Origin of the sequence: Asticcacaulis sp. MM231 (assembly GCF_964186625.1) — a bacterium.
Taxonomy (GTDB): domain Bacteria; phylum Pseudomonadota; class Alphaproteobacteria; order Caulobacterales; family Caulobacteraceae; genus Asticcacaulis.
Genome location: NZ_OZ075109.1, coordinates 308,853 through 325,959 on the forward strand (window position 1 = coordinate 308,853; position 17,107 = coordinate 325,959).

Below are 17,107 nucleotides of genomic sequence, written 5' to 3' on the forward strand. Positions count from 1 at the left end.
CGTGATTGACCATCGTCGTCTGGCATATATCCCTGCAGTCCCAGCAGTTCTGGATGCAGGCTTTCATAGTGTCTTTGGTCATGGGAATTGTCCTTGTTGAGGAGAAAAAAGTTATGCCGGCGCCAGCATGTCGTTGGTGCGCACGAGTTTTTTGTTCACGAAGGCCTGGATGCCCATGTCGCCCAGTTCGCGCCCGTAGCCGGAATTCTTGATACCGCCGAAGGGCAGTTCGGCATCGGTCCAGTCGATATTGTTGATGAACATCATACCGGTGTCGACGCGACTGGCGACGCGCTTGCCACGGGCTGCGTCCTTGGTGAAGACCGATCCGCCGAGACCAAAATCGGAATCGTTGGCCAGTTTCACGGCGGCGTCTTCATCCATGACCCGGAAGACCATCGCGACCGGGCCGAAGAATTCATCGCGATAGGCTGGGTTTTCCGGCGTGACGTCGGTCAGGATCGTCGGCTGCATGAAGGCGCCCGGACGATTGAGGCGTTTGCCGCCCATAAGCACGGTTGCGCCATGCTCGATCGCTGTATCGACCTGTGCCAGAAGCTGAAGAAGGGCCGTCTCACTCGAAAGCGGACCGAGCGTCGTCTTGACGTCCATAGGATCCCCCGCTTCAAGCCTGGAGAGCGCTGCCTGAAACTTCTCCATGAACGGACCGGCGATGTCGCCAACCAGAATAAAGCGCTTGGAGGCGCAGCAGGTCTGCCCGGTATTATACATGCGGCCCCACACGGCCCATTTCACGGTCTCGTCGAGGTCGGCGTCGGGGAAGACGATGAAGGCATCGCTACCGCCCAGTTCCATCGACGAAATTTTCAGGTTCTGCCCTGCCTTGGCGGCGAGGCTTTGGCCGGCGGCGACGCTGCCGGTCAGGGCCACGCCTTTGATGCGTGGATCGGCGACGATGGCTTCAGACTGGTTATGCGATATCAGGAGGTTGGTGTAGAGGCCCTTAGGTGCACCAGCATCGAGCAACAATTGCTCGAACAGCATGCCGCACTGAGGCACGATGCCGGCATGCTTGATCATGAGCACATTGCCAGCCATCAGGTGCGGCCCGGCGACAGGAGGATCGATCGATGTCGACGGGGAGGGGACGGTCATTGTGACTGAGCAATGCCTGCTCAACCATGATCGCAATCCAGACTTGAACCGTGAGCAAATCGAAGAGAATTTGCGCAACTATCTGGGCTGCGACACAGTCATTTGGTTGGAACATGGCGTCTATCTTGACGAGACCAAAGGCCACACCGATAACTTTTGTCGCTTCGTGGCGCCCGGCGAGGTGATATTGACGTGGACGGACGATCAGAATGACCCGCAATATCCTATTTCGACGGCGGCCCTGATGCGCCTGAACGTGGCCGCCGACGCCCATGGCCGCAAGCTGACGGTGCACAAGCTCTACCAACCGAGCCCGGTCCTGATCTCAGCGGCTGAGGCCGCCGGTGTGGATCAGGTCGAAGGCACCTTGCCGCGCACAGAAGGTGACCGGTTGGCTGCGTCCTACGTCAACTTCTATATAGCCAATGGCGTTATCGTCATGCCAGCCTTTGACGACCCTATGGACCTGCCGGCGCAACAGTCCCTGGCCAAGCTCTTCCCTTCGCGGAAAATCATCGCCGTACCTGGCCGGGAAATCCTGCTGGGCGGCGGCAATGTCCACTGTATCACCCAGCAGCAACCTCTGGCCCTTCCGGCTTCGCTGCGTTCGGTTGCCTGACCTGTGCGTCTTGTCATAGCGCTGGGCGGCAACGCCTTGTTGAAACGCGGTGAACCCTTAAGCGCCGCCAATCAGGCACGTAACATGGCCATGTCCGCCAAGGGTCTGGCAGCGGTTTGCGCAGGTCACGAGGTCGCGCTTGTGCACGGCAATGGCCCACAGGTGGGTCTGCTCGCGCTTGAAGCTGCCCTCTATAAGGCGGTTCCTCCCTATCCGTTCGATGTCTTGGGGGCTGAATCTCAAGGCATGATAGGCTATGTCATCGCTCAGGCGATGCGCAGCGTGCTCCCAGGGCGAGAGATTTCAGCACTCGTCACTCAAACCCTTGTCGACGAAGATGATGCAGCGTTCAACCACCCGACCAAGCCCATAGGCCCCGTCTACAGCGAAGCTGAGCTTGCGGCCATCAAAGCGCCATCGGATTGGCATTTTAGCCCGGACGGTGCAGGGACGCGACGTGTGGTTCCATCGCCGACGCCCTTGAGCATTATGGAGTTAGAGTCGATCCAGCGCCTTGTGAGGGCTGGTGTCCTGACGATCTGTTGTGGCGGCGGCGGTATACCGGTCGTCGTATCTGGTACGGCTGGCGCCGTCAGGGGTGTGGAGGCAGTCATCGACAAAGACCTGTGCGCGGCACTTCTGGCCATCGCACTCGGTGCCGATCACCTTATCATCCTGACCGACGTCGACGGCATTTACAGGGACTGGAGGGGACCAGACGAAAGGCTCATCCGCTCTATAGGCGTGACTGAACTTCAAGCGATGAGGTTCGCCGGCGGCACGATGGGACCGAAGGTCGAGGCAGCTTGCTGGTTTGTCAGGGAAACGGGGATGCCGGTTTCCATAGGAAATCTCGAGGCGGCTTCAGCCGTCATGGCAGGTGCAGCGGGCACCCGCGTCTTCGGTCACTAGGCGGGCTCCGTGCCTGACGCGGCTAGAGCCAATCTTGCCAGGGCCGGTAAAGATTTCGACTTCGTCTTTTTCATGATGGCATTGCGATGATTTTCTACGGTGCGCTGACTTATGCCAAGATCGGCGGCAATGTTTTTGCTCGGATCTCCCGCCAGGACCCGCTCCATGATCTGCTTTTGCCGAATTGTCAGGGCACCTAACACGCTGACGGCATTCTGCTGCCAGGCACCGCGACGGCTTTCGTCATGTGACACCTCCAGAGCGCGCTCGACGGACAAAAGCAGGTCCTGGGAGGACACTGGTTTCTCGATGAAATCTGTGGCCCCGGCTTTCATCGCCAGGACGGCGGTTGCGACGTCCGTATTACCTGTGATCATGACGGCTGGAAGATGGTGACCGGCCTCGGCAAGGCGCTGTAACAGCTCTACCCCCTTCATGCCCGGCAGATAGGCATCGATCAGAAGACAGCCTTCGGTGCCGGGCACGTAGTCGTCAAGGAAATCTTCGCAGGACGCGAAGTCCACGACGCGCCGCCCATCATGGATTAGCATCGATTTTATCGAATCCCTGAAGACGTTGTCGTCATCGACGACAAAAACGGTTGGCTTTGTCGTGTTGTCGGGCAAGCGGGCGGCGAGCGCCACTTCCTTCGATTTGAGGAGTGAATTCACCAGCACGCGCTGAACAGTCTGGGTCAAGAGAGCGGGCTTGACCGGCTTGATGAGGCGAACAAACTGTTGCTCAGCAATTCCAGCCTGGGTGGCGCTCGACATATCTGCCGTCATGATAATCACGGGTACAGCCGGCCTCAGGGGGGTGTGTAAGACCTGATGCAATCTCTTAGCCGTCTCCAGGCCATTCATGTGGTTGGTCAGGTTAAAATCGCTAAGAATCAAATCGGGCCTGATCTTCAGACGCTTGATGAGGGCTAGCGCTGAATCACCATCCGCTGCGGTGTAGGTGAGATAGCCTTCCGCATTGAGCATGATCTCGATGAGATCGCGCTCATCGGCATCATCTTCGATAACCAGCACCGTCCCCGTTTTCCGACTGAGTGACTTTTCTGCGAACGACGTGGGAGGGGTGGCAAGGGTTACCTGACCTGTGCTGCTATCGAGCCCGACCTCAACCGAAAAGACCGAACCCCGCCCTTCCTTGGAACAAACGCGAACACGATGACCCAACATGGCGCCAAGACGCTGAACGATGGATAGCCCCAGACCCAAGCCTCGGTTGGTGTCGTGCCTGGGGTTATCGAGCTGTTCGTATTCGTTGAAAATCGACCCGAGCGCTGCCTCTGGGATACCGATGCCCGTGTCGAATATCTCGATTGTCAACGTTTGGGCATGTCTGCGGCAGCCGACGAGAAATCTTACCGGCTTTGGTATATTTTAGCGCGTTGTTGAGCAGGTTTCTGACCATCTGCTCAAGCAGGCGTGGGTCTGAGACCACATAGGCGCTACAAGGCATGACGACGAGCTCCAGCCTTTGTGCCTGGGCGTGATAGACAAATTCGCCTCGCACGCGGTTCAGAAGGTCATTGATGGGAAAGGCTAAGGGCTCGGCGTGCACCGTCCCGGCTTCGATCTGGTTGATATCGAGCAAGGCGTTGAGCATGCCGGTGATAGCGGCCAGAATATCTTCGAAGCGACCCACGAGTTTAAGCGACTTTTCCCCCTCGACGGACCGTTGCAACAGGCCCTGGATCAGTTTCAGGGATTGCAGGGGCTGACGCAGATCATGACTGGCGGCGGCGAGGAAACGGGATTTTCCGATATTGGCGAGTTGTGCCTCTTGCTTCGCGGCTTCAAGGGCCACGGCCGCTTTGCGCCGCTCTGTAATATCGGCGAACGTAATGACCACGCCCTCAACACCGTCACCGGGCACACGGTAGGGCAGGATACGACGGATATACCACGCACCTGTACCGGCCTCGATTTCGCGTTCCACCGGTTGCAAGGTTTTGAGAACATGCTCTGATTCCTTCAGAAGGTCCGCGTCACTTGCCAGCGATCTAAGGTCGGCCAGAGGGCGGCCGACATCACCGGGTATGACGCTGAAAAGAAGGCGCGTCGCGGGGGTAAAGAAACGGATCTTGAGGTCCCGGTCCAGAAAGAGGGTGGCGAGGTCCGTGCTATAGAGGACATTTTGTAAATCGTTGGAGGTTGTGCGCTGGCGCTCGAGTGTCTCCTGCAACTGGGTGTTCAGCGCGGTCAGTTCTTCATTCAGCGACTGGAGTTCTTCCTTGGAGGTCAACATCTCCTCATTTGTAGACTGAAACTCTTCGTTGACCGACAGTGCCTCTTCGTTGATCGCCTTCTGCTCTTCGCCCGATATTTCAAGGTTACGAATAGCGGCAGAGAGTTCAGTCCGGGTCGATTTGAGCTCCATTTCCAGCTCTGTCACGCGACTGGGATCCAAGGTCGCATCCATAGATTTGGCAGGGGGAGAGGTCGATGGTACCTCGATAAAGCACACGAGCAACAGACGCTCGCCGTCATTTTCGACAGGCAGGATGTCTATGTTGAAGCCGAAGTCCGTTTCTGCCTGGTTAATGCGACCACCCTTTACGGTCACAGCCTTTTTCTCGTGGATGGCTTGCTGAAGGGCCGACCTCAATTTTGTCCTGACGGCGTCCCGCGCAAGGGAAAGGATATCATATACGGCCAGTCCAGAGGGCATGGTCAGATAGCGATCCGTAGCGCCTGTAAAATGAAGACACTCATTTTTTTCATTGATAAGGACGGAGGTCGGGGCGAACCTCTCCATCACGGTCTTGCGTGCCAGATCTGCGAGGGCCGCTGGACGTGTTGGGGCTTGATCGTTGGTGCGTGGCTTCAGGACGGCGGGTCCGTCGCTCTTGCCAAGGCCAAAGGCCAGGTCGCCGGGTTGACTGCGGCCAACGTGACGATAGAGCCGCTCCGTTTTTGAAATGACCGAGAACCGGTTCTCGGCACTGCCAACTGTTTCCGACGTACCCAACAATAACATTCCATGGTCGCGAAGGGCAAAATGAAAGAGCGCAACGACCTTGGCCTGGGCTTCGGGCTTCAGGTAAATCAGCAAATTCCGGCATGATATGAGATCGAGACGCGAAAACGGCGGGTCGGATAGAACATCCTGTACGGTGAAGACCACATGCCCGCGCAACTCAATGGAGACCCGGAAATGATCGCCTTCCTTTGAGAAAAATCTGGCCAGTCGATCCGCGGACACCTCAGATCTTATTGAGCCCGGATAAAGGCCTTCGCGTGCGTTAGCCACAGCATCGGGGTCAACGTCAGACGCAAAAATTTGTAATGTCAACGCGCTCTTGGCGGCATCCATCGCCTCTCGGAAGATCATGGCGATCGAGTAGGCTTCTTCTCCTGTGCTGCAGCCGGCAATCCAGATGCGTAAAGGCAAATCGATAGGCTGCTTGGCGATCAACTCAGGGGCAATTTTCGATGCAAGATAGTCGAAGACCTTAGGGTCGCGAAAGAAACCGGTGACATTGATTAAAAGATCGTTCGCCAGGAGATCCACTTCACCTGCATCGTGGCGGAGAAAATCGAGGTATCGTGGCATGTCGGCGTCGGCGATGCCTGCCATCGTCATACGCCGTTCTGTTCGTCGTTGCAGCGTTCCAGGCTTGTAAAGGGTGAAGTCATGGGCCGTGTTTTGTCGCAACAGATCGACGATTTCTGCCAGTGGGCCGTCGAAACCCTCGACGCTCTCAATAGCGTCAGCTTTTGGATCAGCCTTTCTTTCGGGTTTAGGCAATGCCTTAGGGCTTGAGGTGGCGCCATCCCTTAGGTGTAATGCGCGCTTTACGAGGGCTGCGGGAATATCGGCGATCTTCAGAACCTCATCGACGCACTCGGTCAGAATGGCGCTGCGCGGCATGCCACCGAACCCGGCTTCCTCCGGATCTTGCGCTATGACATAGCCGCCTGCATCGCGAAGGGCTTTCAATTCGGCGCTGCCATCGGCCCCCGTACCGGAAAGCACGACACCGATGGCACGTGACCCAAGGTCCTCCGCCATCGCGTGCAACAAGAAATCGAAAGGCAGGCGCAAGCCGTGCGGCTGTGCAGGCGGGGTAATTTTCAGACTTCCCTTTGATACAGACAGATAGGTGCCTGGCGGAATGATATAGAGGTGTCCGGGCTCAATGCTGGCGCCCTCCGATGCCTGTGAAACCTGCAGCACCGTGTGACCCGTCAGCAACTCAACCATCAGGCTTTCGTGATTGGGCTCCAGGTGCTGAACGAGAATGAACGCCATGCCGGTATCAGCCGGTAGAGCGGCGAACAACTTGCGGCAGGCCTCCAACCCTCCGGCTGACGCACCAATACCCACGATGGGAAAGCCAGACCGTGTCGCCGGTTGCACGCGCGGCATCTGTATACCCGCTTCCTTTGGAAGAGGGTGCGCCGGCTCAGGCGGCGTGACGACGGCTATCATATTGTCTCGCGAAACGGCTCAGAAGTAGCAGAACGGCGACGCCGCCCTCATCAAGCAAATAGTTGGCCATGTCTATTATGCAAAATCGAGCGTGCGCCTCAAGTTTCGATGTGTCAATTCCTACCCATGTCGCAGCCGTATATAAGTAGTTTCCGACCCTCTGACAGAATCGGCCAGAGTGTATGCTTTATAAAATATGAAATTTTGGCACTGAAAACCGGTAATAATACAATGAGCGTCATCATGAGATCTATAGCCTTGGCTGTCGCCATTATTATTAGCGGTGCACCTTTTGATCCGGCCCAAGCCCAGCCTCAGGCGCGTCGGGACGCTTCATGCCCTCAAATTGGTTTGCTAGTGCAAATTTCAATGGGGGCCTCCCAGTCCGACCTGGGCAGGGCCCTCAAACGGTTGGCCTATGTGAGACAAGCCTTGGCCATTACCACGAGGCAAGAGGCGGCCTGGGAAGGATACGCCAACTCTGTGACCACCGTGGCGAGGCGGCGATCCTTGTCAGCGGGCATCGTGAACGATTTCCCTCGTCGTCCAACGGCGCCAGATCAGATGCGTCGTCGTATTTCGGATGTTGAAAATCTGCTCGCTGGCCTCAAGACCATCGAGCCCTTTGAACGTGGCCTTTACGACGCTCTCACGGACAACCAGCAGGCCTTGGCCGACAGACTTGTCAGTCTGAATTGCGTGGCCTGGGACACCGGCAATTGACCTGCCTCATTGGACATCAGCCCGCCATTTGTGTCCCTGTGCTCTCCAAAACTCGCCTCTGCGGTTGAGAAAGCCACGGGTCCTTACATGAAAAAGTTTCGCGTTTTGATTATCGAAGATGATGGCATGATTAGTCTTCTGTTGACGATCCTCCTTGAGGACATGGGTTACGACGTCTGCGCTGCGGAAGCCACGGAGAATGGAGCCGTAGCAGCGGCAGAGCGTACCCAGCCGGATCTTATTATCGCGGATATGAATTTGCTGGAGGGGAGTGGACTTGGCGCGATTGACCGGATCTCCCTCGCCCGCAGCACGCCGCACATATTCGCGACGGCTAATGTCGCCGCCATACGCGCGTCGAGACCAGACGCGGTGATGATTTAGAAGCCTTTCAAGATTGAGGAGCTTCAGGCCGCTATAGATACAGCCTTGGGCTCAGCCGTGCTTGTGTAGCTGAGAGCGCGCCGGTCGGGGCGGTGGACCCGAGCAGACTAGTCAATGCCCTGGGCGGATCGAATGAGTAGTTTCCGACACTTAACAACGCCGGCGATTAAACTCTATGAAGATCAGCCTCGGCCCGCTCAACCCGAACGCTTCTGGTTTCTGTTTTGACGGATGAGATCGTCAAAGACCGTGTCGTCGCAGAGCCAGAATGGGAACCCTGTATTCGACGGCAAGCTCTTCACGGAGCTGGCTCCACCCTCAATCGCAATTCCCGTAAGGACAATCATGCCCCCTATCCTGACACCCGCTTCGTCATCCCAACCCGCAGGGAACTCCGGCTTCGTACAGCCGCCTACGCTCAAAGAGGCGCCCTTCTCTGGCAGGACCTTGCGTAATCTTGCGCGCGTGGCCAGCGGCCGGGAGCCTCGCTTCGAGATCGCGCCGCGCTCTCGACACTGAGCATCTGGCCTTGGGCTTCCGGACGCATCTGCATCGACCAAATTCGACATCGCTAATTTGAAGGGCTTGCCTATGGACACCTCTGTTGAACTTACGGAACAAAACTCGGCCCGCTGCGCGCACCTGATCGGCGGAGGCATTGGATCGCTGGCTGCTGCAGCGTTCATGATCCGGGACGGTAATATGCCGGGCAGCCAGATTACGATTTACGAAGCGCAGGGCACCCTCGGCGGTAGCCTGGACGGGGCGGGCAATCCGACCGAAGGGTACCGTCTTCGCGGCGGACGCATGCTCACGACCGACAATTATGAGTGCACATGGGACCTATTCAGGAGCATCCCTTCGCTAAATGATCCGGCTATGACCGTCTACCAGGAGACGATCGATTTCAATGAGCATCATAAGTCACACGCGATGGCGCGTCTGGTCGACAAAAACCATCACGTCGTCGAGGTTTCATCGATGGGCTTCTCCATGGATGATCGCCTAGAATTGCTCAAAATATTCGAGGCGACCGAGGATGATCTGGGAGCCAGCCGGATAACCGACTGGCTTTCGCCGGCCTTCCTGGAAACGCCCTTCTGGCATATGTGGCAGACGACCTTTGCCTTTCAGCCCTGGCACAGCGCCATAGAATTCAAACGCTACTTACACCGCTTCATGCTTGAATTCACACGCATCGAGACACTCGCCGGCGTCAAGCGCACCGTCTACAATCAATATGACTCGATGGTCAGGCCGTTGGTGCGATGGCTTGAAGGGCAGGGCGTCCACTTTCAGACCCATTGCCGGGTAACGGACCTCGGTCTAAAAGTCGAGTTGGCAAAGCGGGTCGTAACGGACCTGTACTGTTTGCGCGATGGCAAACCGCAGGCCATTTCCGTTAAGTCCGGAGACCTTGTTTTTCTGCAGAACGGTTCCATGACAGATGCCTCCAGTTTTGGTTCGATGTCTGAGGCACCGCCGAAATTGGGCAAACGCTCGAGCGCAAACTGGTCACTTTGGGAAAAGTTGGCCAAGGACAACCCCGAATATGGCAATCCAGGTGCCTTCAACGCAAGTGTCCCGGAAACCTTATGGACGTCCTTTACCGTCACGCTGCCGAACACCGCGTTCTTCGACGCCATGCAGGCGTTTTCAGGCAATGTGGCGGGCACTGGCGGCTTGGTGACTTTTAAAGATTTCCAACTGGCTGATGTCGATAGTCCTGGCGCATCAGCCGCACTTCGCCCGGCAGCCATCCGATGTCCAGGTTTTCTGGGGTTACGGCCTCCATCCCGGTCGCGTCGGGAACTTCGTTGCCAAGACGATGTCGGATTGCAACGGCTTCGACATCTTGCATGAGCTTTGTGGGCATCTCAATTTAGACCCGGAGATTTTCCAAGGCGCTCAGTGTATCCCGTGTCGAATGCCTTATATCACAAGCATGTTCATGCCGCGATTGCACACCGATCGTCCGCTGCCTGTCCCCGAGACATCGAAAAATCTCGCCTTTGTGAGCCAGTTCGTTGAAATCAAGGATGATGTCGTTTTCACCGTCGAATACTCGATCCGCGCGGCCATGATGGCTGTTTATCAGTTGTTGGAAATCCAAAGACCGGTCGTGCCGATCAAGCACCACGATCATTCCCTCAAAATCGATATTCAGGCCGCCATCAAGGCCCTCGTCTAATTCAAACCTCTTTCAGACCATCAGATCACGAAGGTACTCCCAGATGTCATTTTTTCATGCTGTCCTGCTTATCGACCATCACACCGCCAAGGTTCTGCAATTTGATGCCGAGCAGGTCGAGATCGAAACAATTTTCGAGAAGACCGTCTTTACCCGACAGCACAATAGCCAGGTCCGAACTGAGCACGAGTTCTTTGCCGAGGTCTGCAACGCGTTGACAGGGATCACGGAGATTCTGGTCGTTGGCTCACATATGGCTCAGGCGGATTTTCGCCGGAACATCGAAAAGCATCATACGTCAGTGGCGAACAGGGTCGTGGGCTGGGAAACGGTGGATCACCCCACAGATCCGCAACTGGTGGCCTTCGCGAGACGCTACTTCAACGCACGTGAACGCGAGGCCGGATCACCACCCGTCGCAACCTGATCACCTTCGCAGCAGATGATTTAGCGGGGCAGGCCGGTAAGCGCTCGGAGCAAAATTAACTGATCGTTCGTTTTGCCGGTCGTCGTTGCCTTGGCGGCAAAAAGGTCAATTATCAAGATCACTGAAATTACCGCGGGGATAACGACGTTATCTGGCGATGAGCTTGTTGAATAGGCGCCTTTTAGGGGCGAGGCTGTGTCGAGTGCATGACGTGTAACAGCGCCCAGGCCGACACGGCTCCAGCTAAACAACATACCACAATAGCGGCCTGTGGATGGAGACCGACGTTGCGCTTTGCGATGTAAAAACGCTCCAGGCTGACGCGTTTTAGCCCCTGCGCTGCGGCAAATGCCTCTTCGTCCAGGCTTTCTATTGCGCGTATCGCGTCGTGTTTAGCGACGAAACCGACATCTTCAAGAAGACCCGTGATGTGTCGTCGCAGTTCGATCAGGTCGCCACGGATTGTATAGATCGCGTTGTCCCAGTAGGTCGGTGTCATGATGGTCGTCCCGTGAATTCAGGCGTTGTTAATGGCATTTCGAAGGTAAAGAGGGTTTCATTGGGATTGGACTTTGCGGCGAGTTGGCCACCATGGGCGCGAGCAATCTCCGAGGCAATATAGAGACCAAGGCCTAAACCCTGCTGGCAAGGACGTATCTCATCTCGCGTAAACGGTTGAAACAACCGGGCCAAGGCGGCTTTGGGGATAGGTTCACCGGAATTGGCAACCGAGAGAAGCAAGGCCCCATCATTACAGTGTGCAAGAATAGTAACCGGCCCTGTTATGCTTCCGTGAACCAGCGCATTTGCGACCAGATTGGACAAGAGTTGCGACAGGCGGCCTGGATCACAATCCACGGCGTCAGGCAGGTTGATGTCGGCGGATATCTGCCGCTCTGAGTAGCTCGAACGTAACTCATCGATCACCTGCATGAGAATTGGCCCAAGCCGCACGGGCGTGCGGCTAAGCGACATCCCGTCACCTAGTCGTCCACGCGCAAAATCTAAAACGTCGTCTATAAGCGCCGACATTCTGTCAGCGCTGCCTTTAACCACCTTTGCTACGAGCCGCTGGCGTTCGTCCAAAGGGCTCAGGGCCATGATATCCATGCCAGAAAGGATCGCGGAGAGCGGGTTTCGGAGGTCATGCCCAAGGACGGCGATAAACTGCTCACGCAGAGCTGAGGCCTGGCGCTCTGCCATCAGCCCGCAGTGTGCTGCGTCTTGATCGCCGCAAAAACCTCCGACGGAGGGTGGCTGGCCGGCGAGGCGGCCTCCAGGCACTATATCTGCCCGTGCCCGATCCGGTGTTTCCAACGCTAAGATTGTCACCGTAAGTCCCCTTTTATGATCATCAAACCTCAATCCGATGAATTTGCGTAGTCTAGGTTGGACTATGCCCCTTGATAATCTCTCTTCGAAGCGATCGCTGTTTTCGGCGCGTAGGTTAGCGGAGTGGTAAGCAGGTATTGTTCTAACCTATCCTCAGTCTTTTAGCAGGCTCGGAATCTACTCATGGGGTTACGTCATGTTCCAATTGGATTGCAGTAATTGCGTCTGTGGCAGGTACCCTAGGCGAGCGAAGACTGAGGCTTGAAGAAAAAGGCTGCAACCAGATGGAGGTCTTTGCGGACGGTGGTCTCATCATCCCCGACGATCCAGAATTTCATTGGTATCGCCTGTTATGAACTCAGAATCAGGCTTTCGACTTAAACATCGGGCGAATTGTCGAGATGAATCTTAAGGCCGACATCAGCTTATCCGTGCGCACACTACCCGGCGCGGCTTCGGCAACAAAGAAAGGCTTGCCGACGATGTCGTAGTGATAGCCACCGAAATCGAACATCGCCGGATTGGCGCGGTTCCTGGAGGCCTGCTTAGGCTGGTCGCTGTCCCTGAGCAAGACCCGGGCACTTTCATACAAGCGAATGCTCTTGGAGGTTTCTATCTCGCGGAAACTGCGCGCGGTTCAGCCTATCTGACTTGGCACGCCGCCTTAACCGGAAGCAAAGATGGAACAAAGGACTCGTCTCTCATTTCTATAGCTGCTCCAGAAAGGATCTTTGGCGTCATGTCTGGCGCCCTTACGGCCACCTTTTCAGACCTCCGCCGGCGAGCGCAGGCGTTGAGCAGGTCAACCCCCGGCTTCGAACAGTACGTCCATTGGCTGTCCCCGCAATTGAACAAGCAACCTGGCGGCGGCGTACGCATGGCCGCACGCGCCAGTGATCATATCTCTCTTCAGAAGCGGCTCGAGTACGAACTTGGCTATCATGCTCCCCATGATCTTGCGCAGGATGCGTCTTAACAGTTGTCAAAAAGGGGGGGCGAAGGAGGGCAGTGTCACCTTGATGGTATGCGTGTGCACAGTTTCACCACGCATGAAGTCGCGGATGACTTCGGTGACTTCGGGTGACACCATGAAAAGGTTATGTCCGGCGTTTTCTACCGTGACCGTCTGGGCGTTGACCAGGCCGGCAACGGCAGCGGCCTGTTCAGCCGGATAGGTCCGGCCGTCCAGCGTGCCGGTCAGGACCAGCGTCGGGATGGTACTTTGGGGCGCCGTGCGAAAACCCTCGCCGAGATCGAGGCCAAGGGCGCCGGCGACCTGTGGCATGGGGTAATTCAGCATGTCACCGAGCAAGGCCGTCTGGGCCTCAGTTTCGACCCGCGACAGGCGCTTCGCATCAATGCCGGAAGCGATATCCATGGCGAGCGACATCAGCGTAAATTCTTCCGGTTCGCCCGGCGTTACGAAGCGCCCTAAGATGTCAGCGACGTGCTGGGTTATCCCGTTGTCGACCGCGAGATAGAGCATCAGCAGGTTTGACGCGTTCTTGGGATCAGCAATCATGCCGCTTGCCAGCATTTGCATGGTTTCAGTGGTGAGCAGCATGGGCTTGGGGCCTGTAGGTGTCGACACGGTTATCAAGGTGGTCTCGCTATCGAGCTTGGCATGAACGCGACGGATCAGGGCTTTGATGTCCGGATAGGCTGCCCTGGCCGCGGGCTCCTGGTTGATAGCGGCTTGCAGTCTGTCAAAGTAAGCGTCCGTCTCAGAAGGCAGCTTCACGGTTTGATCAAGACCCTCCACACTGGACAGAACGACCTTGTCCAGTCGAGGGCCTATTTCCTTTATGGCGGCCAGCGCCAGATGCGTTCCGTAGGAAATGCCCCACAGCGAGATTTTCGGGGCGCCCAGATGTGCGCGCAGCGCGTCCAGATCCTGTGTGCTCTGAATTGTTGTGTAGCCGGCGGGATCAAATCCGGCCTTACGCCAAAACGCACCGCAGCTTTCAACAGCTTGGCGCAACAGGGCATTTCGCTCGGTCCTGGAGACGTGGCGGTCCATCGGAATGATGGTATCTGATACGCAATTGGGAGCGTCTGCCGACGCACCGGCACCACGCTGATCGAGGGCAATAACGTCGCCGAACTCACGCATGGCCATGAAGAGCGGGAACCGCTCATGCTTTGCGGTCTCGATACCTGAGCCACCTGGGCCACCGGACAGATATATGATCGGGGCACCCGGTTGCGTGCCGGTCGCCGGGAAGCGCACATAATGGACCTCCAACTGGCGACCGTTCGGGTGCGCCCGGTTTTCCGGTACAGTGAAGGCGCCACGGAACGCTTCGATCGTCTCGCCAGATGCGGTTTCGAAAGTAAAGGCCTGATCGTTGGCGGCGTAGGCGGTCGTGGTAAAAACAGCCGTCAGGACAACAAGCGACGTGGTGTGTTTTCCGAAAATCATATATGGGCCCTTTCATGGCAAGCCTGATGAGGCTAGGCGCAGGGCCTGCGCGTTTCATTATGATTTCGGCCAGTGGTGCTGGATTTCCGGTCAGCGGCAATGACTGGTCGCACAATATCGGTTAACGGTAGGCTATGAAATCAGTTCTCCTTGCTATTGCCCTTTGTCTCATATCACTGCCGGTTCGTGCCGCTGTTGTGACGCCTATAAAGGATGTCGTCACCTGTCCGGGCGGTACGGATCATCCGCCTGTGCGCTTCGATCTGCTAGGGTGCGCGCGAGGCGAATTGGTCGATCTGGATCCTCAGAATCGCGATCTTTGGTTACATGCCCGGGTGGGGGTGGGCGCATCTGCGTTGAGCAAAGGGCCGCTCGGTCTATTTGTTTCGGCCAAGGCAGCGAGTGTCGCCTATGTAAATGGCGTACGGATCGGGCAAAACGGTACGCCGGGAGCACAGGCGGCATCAGAATCCCCAGGGCGCATGGATGCCGTCTTCTTTATTCCGCCGGGGCTTTTGCATGTCGGTGAAAACGACGTCGTCCTGCGCCTGTCATCTTTCCACAATGTTCTACGCTTAGCCCGCCCTGTACATGTCATAGCCATCGCGCCGTTTGGCCAGCCTTTGGACATGATCCTGCGCGCCTACTGGCCGTCACTGGTGACCTTCGGCGTTCTCCTGGCCGGTGCCTTCGTTTTTGCGAGCTCCGCCTTGTCTAAAGTCAATCGCCGGGAGCCCATCCTCCTGGCGGTGATGTCCGTTATCGCAGCGCTACAACTCTTCGCCGAAGCGTATCGTGGCCTTGCACCTTATCCGTACCCCGTTCAGGACTGGCGTCTCATAACCCTTGCCACCTGTGCCTCACTCTTCGCCATAACGCTTGCGGCGCTGGTGATTTTCCGTTTTGTGCCGTCATGGCAGAAATCTGTATTGGGTGGGGTGACGGCGGTCATCTTGTTTCCGCTCGTCGTCGTGTCTGGTTATGATGGCAAGGCCACGTTTGTTTTGCTTGTCGCGACGGTAGCCAGCGCCCTCATAGCGGGATATGCGGCGCTTAAGGGGAGTCGGGCCGCTCTCATCGCTGGGGGGGCGTTTAGCCTGGTTGCGGTATCGATCTTTGTCTTCCAGGGTAGCTTTCTCGACGCTCTGTTTTATTACGAAGCGGCTGCTGCGATCCTGATACTGTTCACGGTTCGCGTTGTCCTTTTTGAAAGGGAACGACGCAAGCACGAGAGCTTGCAAATGCGAGCGCATGACCTGGAACTGGCTCTGGCGCGCGCCATGCAGTCAAAGACCCCTGCGGTCATTCGGGTAAATAGCGCCGGCGCGCTGACCATGGTGAACGCGACAGACATCGCCATGTGTAAGGGCGCAGATGACTATGTCGAACTGCATCTCAGCGATGGTCGCTCGATACTGCATAATGGTGCCTTGGTGGACCTTGAAAAGGTACTCCCAAGAAATTTTCTGCGCGTGCATCGTTCCTTTCTTGTAAACACGGGCTATGTCGAAAAGCTTACGCGCGAGGCGACGGGTGTTGGTATGCTCACGCTTGCTACGGGTGCCAAAGTTCCTGTGAGCCGACGTATTATGCCGAAGGTGAGAAACGTTTTAGGTGGGGCGTGATGGCCATCCTCTATTGAGCATGCTGTTCCGTTCTCTGAGAGGCTTCAGGTCCTCCAAACACGTCGATCTCGGCCTAGCCGTTGATAAGTGGCTGTCTACCCCCTTATAGTCTGAAATCCATTGCGCTATGACGCGCCAACAGAGACAAAGATCCTGGGCACTTAAGTCGTTCAAGAACGTGCTGAAAGATGATAAATTCACGGATAGCCACATCGACAGTTATGCCCCATGTTTGACAGAATTCAGACAGCGAACCAGCTCAGTCAATGTCATACCAGATTGCCAAATTCACTTCGAGAGATGTCAATTCAGGCAGGTTAGGCGTGGCAGCAGACGCAGCTCAAAGTGCGATTATATGAATTTGGGGGTCTCGAAAGTGGATCGAGCCGAACGAGGCATAGAACGCATAAAAGAACGCCCGGCCTGCACGCTCCTGTGTGTTTGCATTAAAACACGGAAAAATTCGTTTTAAAGAGCGGATCTTGCGGCCCTAGATATTTAAATCAGGCGGCCCTCATCACCGTAAACGCGCATAACACAACATCTGGGCTCTGAATCCTTCAGTTTGCGTCGACGATAAACATCCGAGCTTCCTGCGCCAGGTCGCGCTCAGCCTTAATCGGCGCATATTCGGATGAATTATAGAAGGCCAGCGCATCGGCGAGCGTCCTGAATTCAAAGATGCCGGCCATTGGCAACGGCGCCACATCCCCTTCTAGCACCTGTGATACGGGCCCGAAATGAAGAATGCGGCCCCCTGCTGCCTGTAGCGCTGCCTGGAAGCGTGGCGCAAGCACGGCTTGTCTGGCCGGATCTTTTATACGTAGGTTAACGTGGACATAAGCTGTCATTGCGTGACTCCAGTAGAATGCTGTATATGCATTATTATATCAATTGAAGCTTGTCGAGG

At 56.3% G+C, this 17,107-nt stretch carries 12 protein-coding genes and 3 pseudogenes; 7 read left to right on the forward strand and 8 right to left on the reverse strand.

The genetic code is table 11. The features are described 5' to 3' along the window. Positions 1 to 111: 111 nt before the first annotated feature. A pseudogene (locus tag ABQ278_RS18220) lies at positions 112 to 1,077 on the reverse strand (aldehyde dehydrogenase family protein); the annotation flags it as partial. 1 nt (position 1,078) lies between these two features. Between ABQ278_RS18220 and ABQ278_RS18225 the strand changes: the two are divergent. Then, a pseudogene (locus tag ABQ278_RS18225) lies at positions 1,079 to 1,735 on the forward strand (agmatine deiminase family protein); the annotation flags it as partial. Positions 1,736 to 1,738: 3 nt separating this feature from the next. After that, positions 1,739 to 2,647 (forward strand): carbamate kinase, encoded by a 909-nt coding sequence (arcC, locus tag ABQ278_RS18230; protein ID WP_349322448.1) that lies wholly within the window; start codon positions 1,739 to 1,741, stop codon positions 2,645 to 2,647. On the opposite strand, the gene ABQ278_RS18235 is transcribed toward arcC, so the two are convergent. Further along, complete coding sequence (locus ABQ278_RS18235; RefSeq protein ID WP_349322449.1) at positions 2,644 to 3,984, reverse strand: response regulator; 1,341 nt, start codon at positions 3,982 to 3,984, stop codon at positions 2,644 to 2,646. The genes arcC and ABQ278_RS18235 overlap by 4 nt on opposite strands. Then, the gene (locus tag ABQ278_RS18240) at positions 3,899 to 7,093 is read right to left on the reverse strand and encodes a chemotaxis protein CheB (RefSeq protein WP_349322450.1); all 3,195 of its coding nucleotides are present in this window, start codon (positions 7,091 to 7,093) and stop codon (positions 3,899 to 3,901) included. The genes ABQ278_RS18235 and ABQ278_RS18240 overlap by 86 nt, the downstream gene beginning before the upstream one ends. Before the next feature lie 243 nt (positions 7,094 to 7,336). Between ABQ278_RS18240 and ABQ278_RS18245 the strand changes: the two genes are divergently transcribed. The 4 genes and pseudogenes from ABQ278_RS18245 to ABQ278_RS18260 all read left to right on the forward strand — a co-directional run bounded on the left by ABQ278_RS18245 (position 7,337) and on the right by ABQ278_RS18260 (position 10,818). Continuing rightward, positions 7,337 to 7,816, forward strand: a complete 480-nt coding sequence (locus ABQ278_RS18245) for a hypothetical protein (protein ID WP_349322451.1) — start codon at positions 7,337 to 7,339, stop codon at positions 7,814 to 7,816. Positions 7,817 to 7,903: 87 nt separating this feature from the next. Next, positions 7,904 to 8,200 (forward strand): response regulator, encoded by a 297-nt coding sequence (locus ABQ278_RS18250; protein ID WP_349322452.1) that lies wholly within the window; start codon positions 7,904 to 7,906, stop codon positions 8,198 to 8,200. A 591-nt stretch (positions 8,201 to 8,791) separates the two neighbouring features. Beyond that, positions 8,792 to 10,391 (forward strand): annotated as a pseudogene (locus tag ABQ278_RS18255) (oleate hydratase). Positions 10,392 to 10,434: 43 nt separating this feature from the next. Then, positions 10,435 to 10,818, forward strand: coding sequence for a hypothetical protein (locus ABQ278_RS18260; protein ID WP_349322453.1), 384 nt, complete (start codon positions 10,435 to 10,437; stop codon positions 10,816 to 10,818). A gap of 181 nt (positions 10,819 to 10,999) precedes the next feature. Here ABQ278_RS18260 and ABQ278_RS18265 read toward each other — a convergent pair whose 3' ends face one another. The 4 genes from ABQ278_RS18265 to ABQ278_RS18280 all read right to left on the reverse strand — a co-directional run bounded on the left by ABQ278_RS18265 (position 11,000) and on the right by ABQ278_RS18280 (position 14,572). After that, the gene (locus ABQ278_RS18265; RefSeq protein ID WP_349322454.1) at positions 11,000 to 11,317 is read right to left on the reverse strand and encodes a hypothetical protein; all 318 of its coding nucleotides are present in this window, start codon (positions 11,315 to 11,317) and stop codon (positions 11,000 to 11,002) included. Next, complete coding sequence (locus ABQ278_RS18270; protein WP_349322455.1) at positions 11,314 to 12,021, reverse strand: HAMP domain-containing sensor histidine kinase; 708 nt, start codon at positions 12,019 to 12,021, stop codon at positions 11,314 to 11,316. The genes ABQ278_RS18265 and ABQ278_RS18270 overlap by 4 nt, the downstream gene beginning before the upstream one ends. 493 nt (positions 12,022 to 12,514) lie before the next feature. Further along, on the reverse strand, positions 12,515 to 12,721 hold the full coding sequence (locus ABQ278_RS18275) for a hypothetical protein (protein WP_349322456.1): 207 nt from the start codon (positions 12,719 to 12,721) through the stop codon (positions 12,515 to 12,517). 411 nt (positions 12,722 to 13,132) lie between these two features. Beyond that, on the reverse strand, positions 13,133 to 14,572 hold the full coding sequence (locus tag ABQ278_RS18280) for an alpha/beta hydrolase (protein WP_349322457.1): 1,440 nt from the start codon (positions 14,570 to 14,572) through the stop codon (positions 13,133 to 13,135). Between the two features lie 134 nt (positions 14,573 to 14,706). Here ABQ278_RS18280 and ABQ278_RS18285 point away from each other — a divergent pair, with 134 nt between their 5' ends. Then, on the forward strand, positions 14,707 to 16,197 hold the full coding sequence (locus ABQ278_RS18285; RefSeq protein ID WP_349322458.1) for a LytTR family DNA-binding domain-containing protein: 1,491 nt from the start codon (positions 14,707 to 14,709) through the stop codon (positions 16,195 to 16,197). Positions 16,198 to 16,757: 560 nt separating this feature from the next. Here the strand turns inward: ABQ278_RS18285 and ABQ278_RS18290 are convergent. Next, positions 16,758 to 17,048, reverse strand: coding sequence for a DUF1330 domain-containing protein (locus ABQ278_RS18290; protein WP_349322459.1), 291 nt, complete (start codon positions 17,046 to 17,048; stop codon positions 16,758 to 16,760). Between the last annotated feature and the right edge of the window lie 59 nt (positions 17,049 to 17,107).

Excerpts from the sequence above, each read along its gene's own strand:
- ABQ278_RS18240 (WP_349322450.1), bottom strand. The coding sequence starts at position 7,093 with ATGATAGCCGTCGTCACGCCGCCTGAGCCGGCGCACCCTCTTCCAAAG.
- ABQ278_RS18245 (WP_349322451.1), top strand. The coding sequence starts at position 7,337 with ATGAGATCTATAGCCTTGGCTGTCGCCATTATTATTAGCGGTGCACCT.
- ABQ278_RS18250 (WP_349322452.1), top strand. The coding sequence starts at position 7,904 with ATGAAAAAGTTTCGCGTTTTGATTATCGAAGATGATGGCATGATTAGT.
- ABQ278_RS18260 (WP_349322453.1), top strand. The coding sequence starts at position 10,435 with ATGTCATTTTTTCATGCTGTCCTGCTTATCGACCATCACACCGCCAAG.
- ABQ278_RS18265 (WP_349322454.1), bottom strand. The coding sequence starts at position 11,317 with ATGACACCGACCTACTGGGACAACGCGATCTATACAATCCGTGGCGAC.
- ABQ278_RS18270 (WP_349322455.1), bottom strand. The coding sequence starts at position 12,021 with ATGGCAGAGCGCCAGGCCTCAGCTCTGCGTGAGCAGTTTATCGCCGTC.
- ABQ278_RS18280 (WP_349322457.1), bottom strand. The coding sequence starts at position 14,572 with ATGATTTTCGGAAAACACACCACGTCGCTTGTTGTCCTGACGGCTGTT.
- ABQ278_RS18285 (WP_349322458.1), top strand. The coding sequence starts at position 14,707 with ATGAAATCAGTTCTCCTTGCTATTGCCCTTTGTCTCATATCACTGCCG.
- ABQ278_RS18290 (WP_349322459.1), bottom strand. The coding sequence starts at position 17,048 with ATGACAGCTTATGTCCACGTTAACCTACGTATAAAAGATCCGGCCAGA.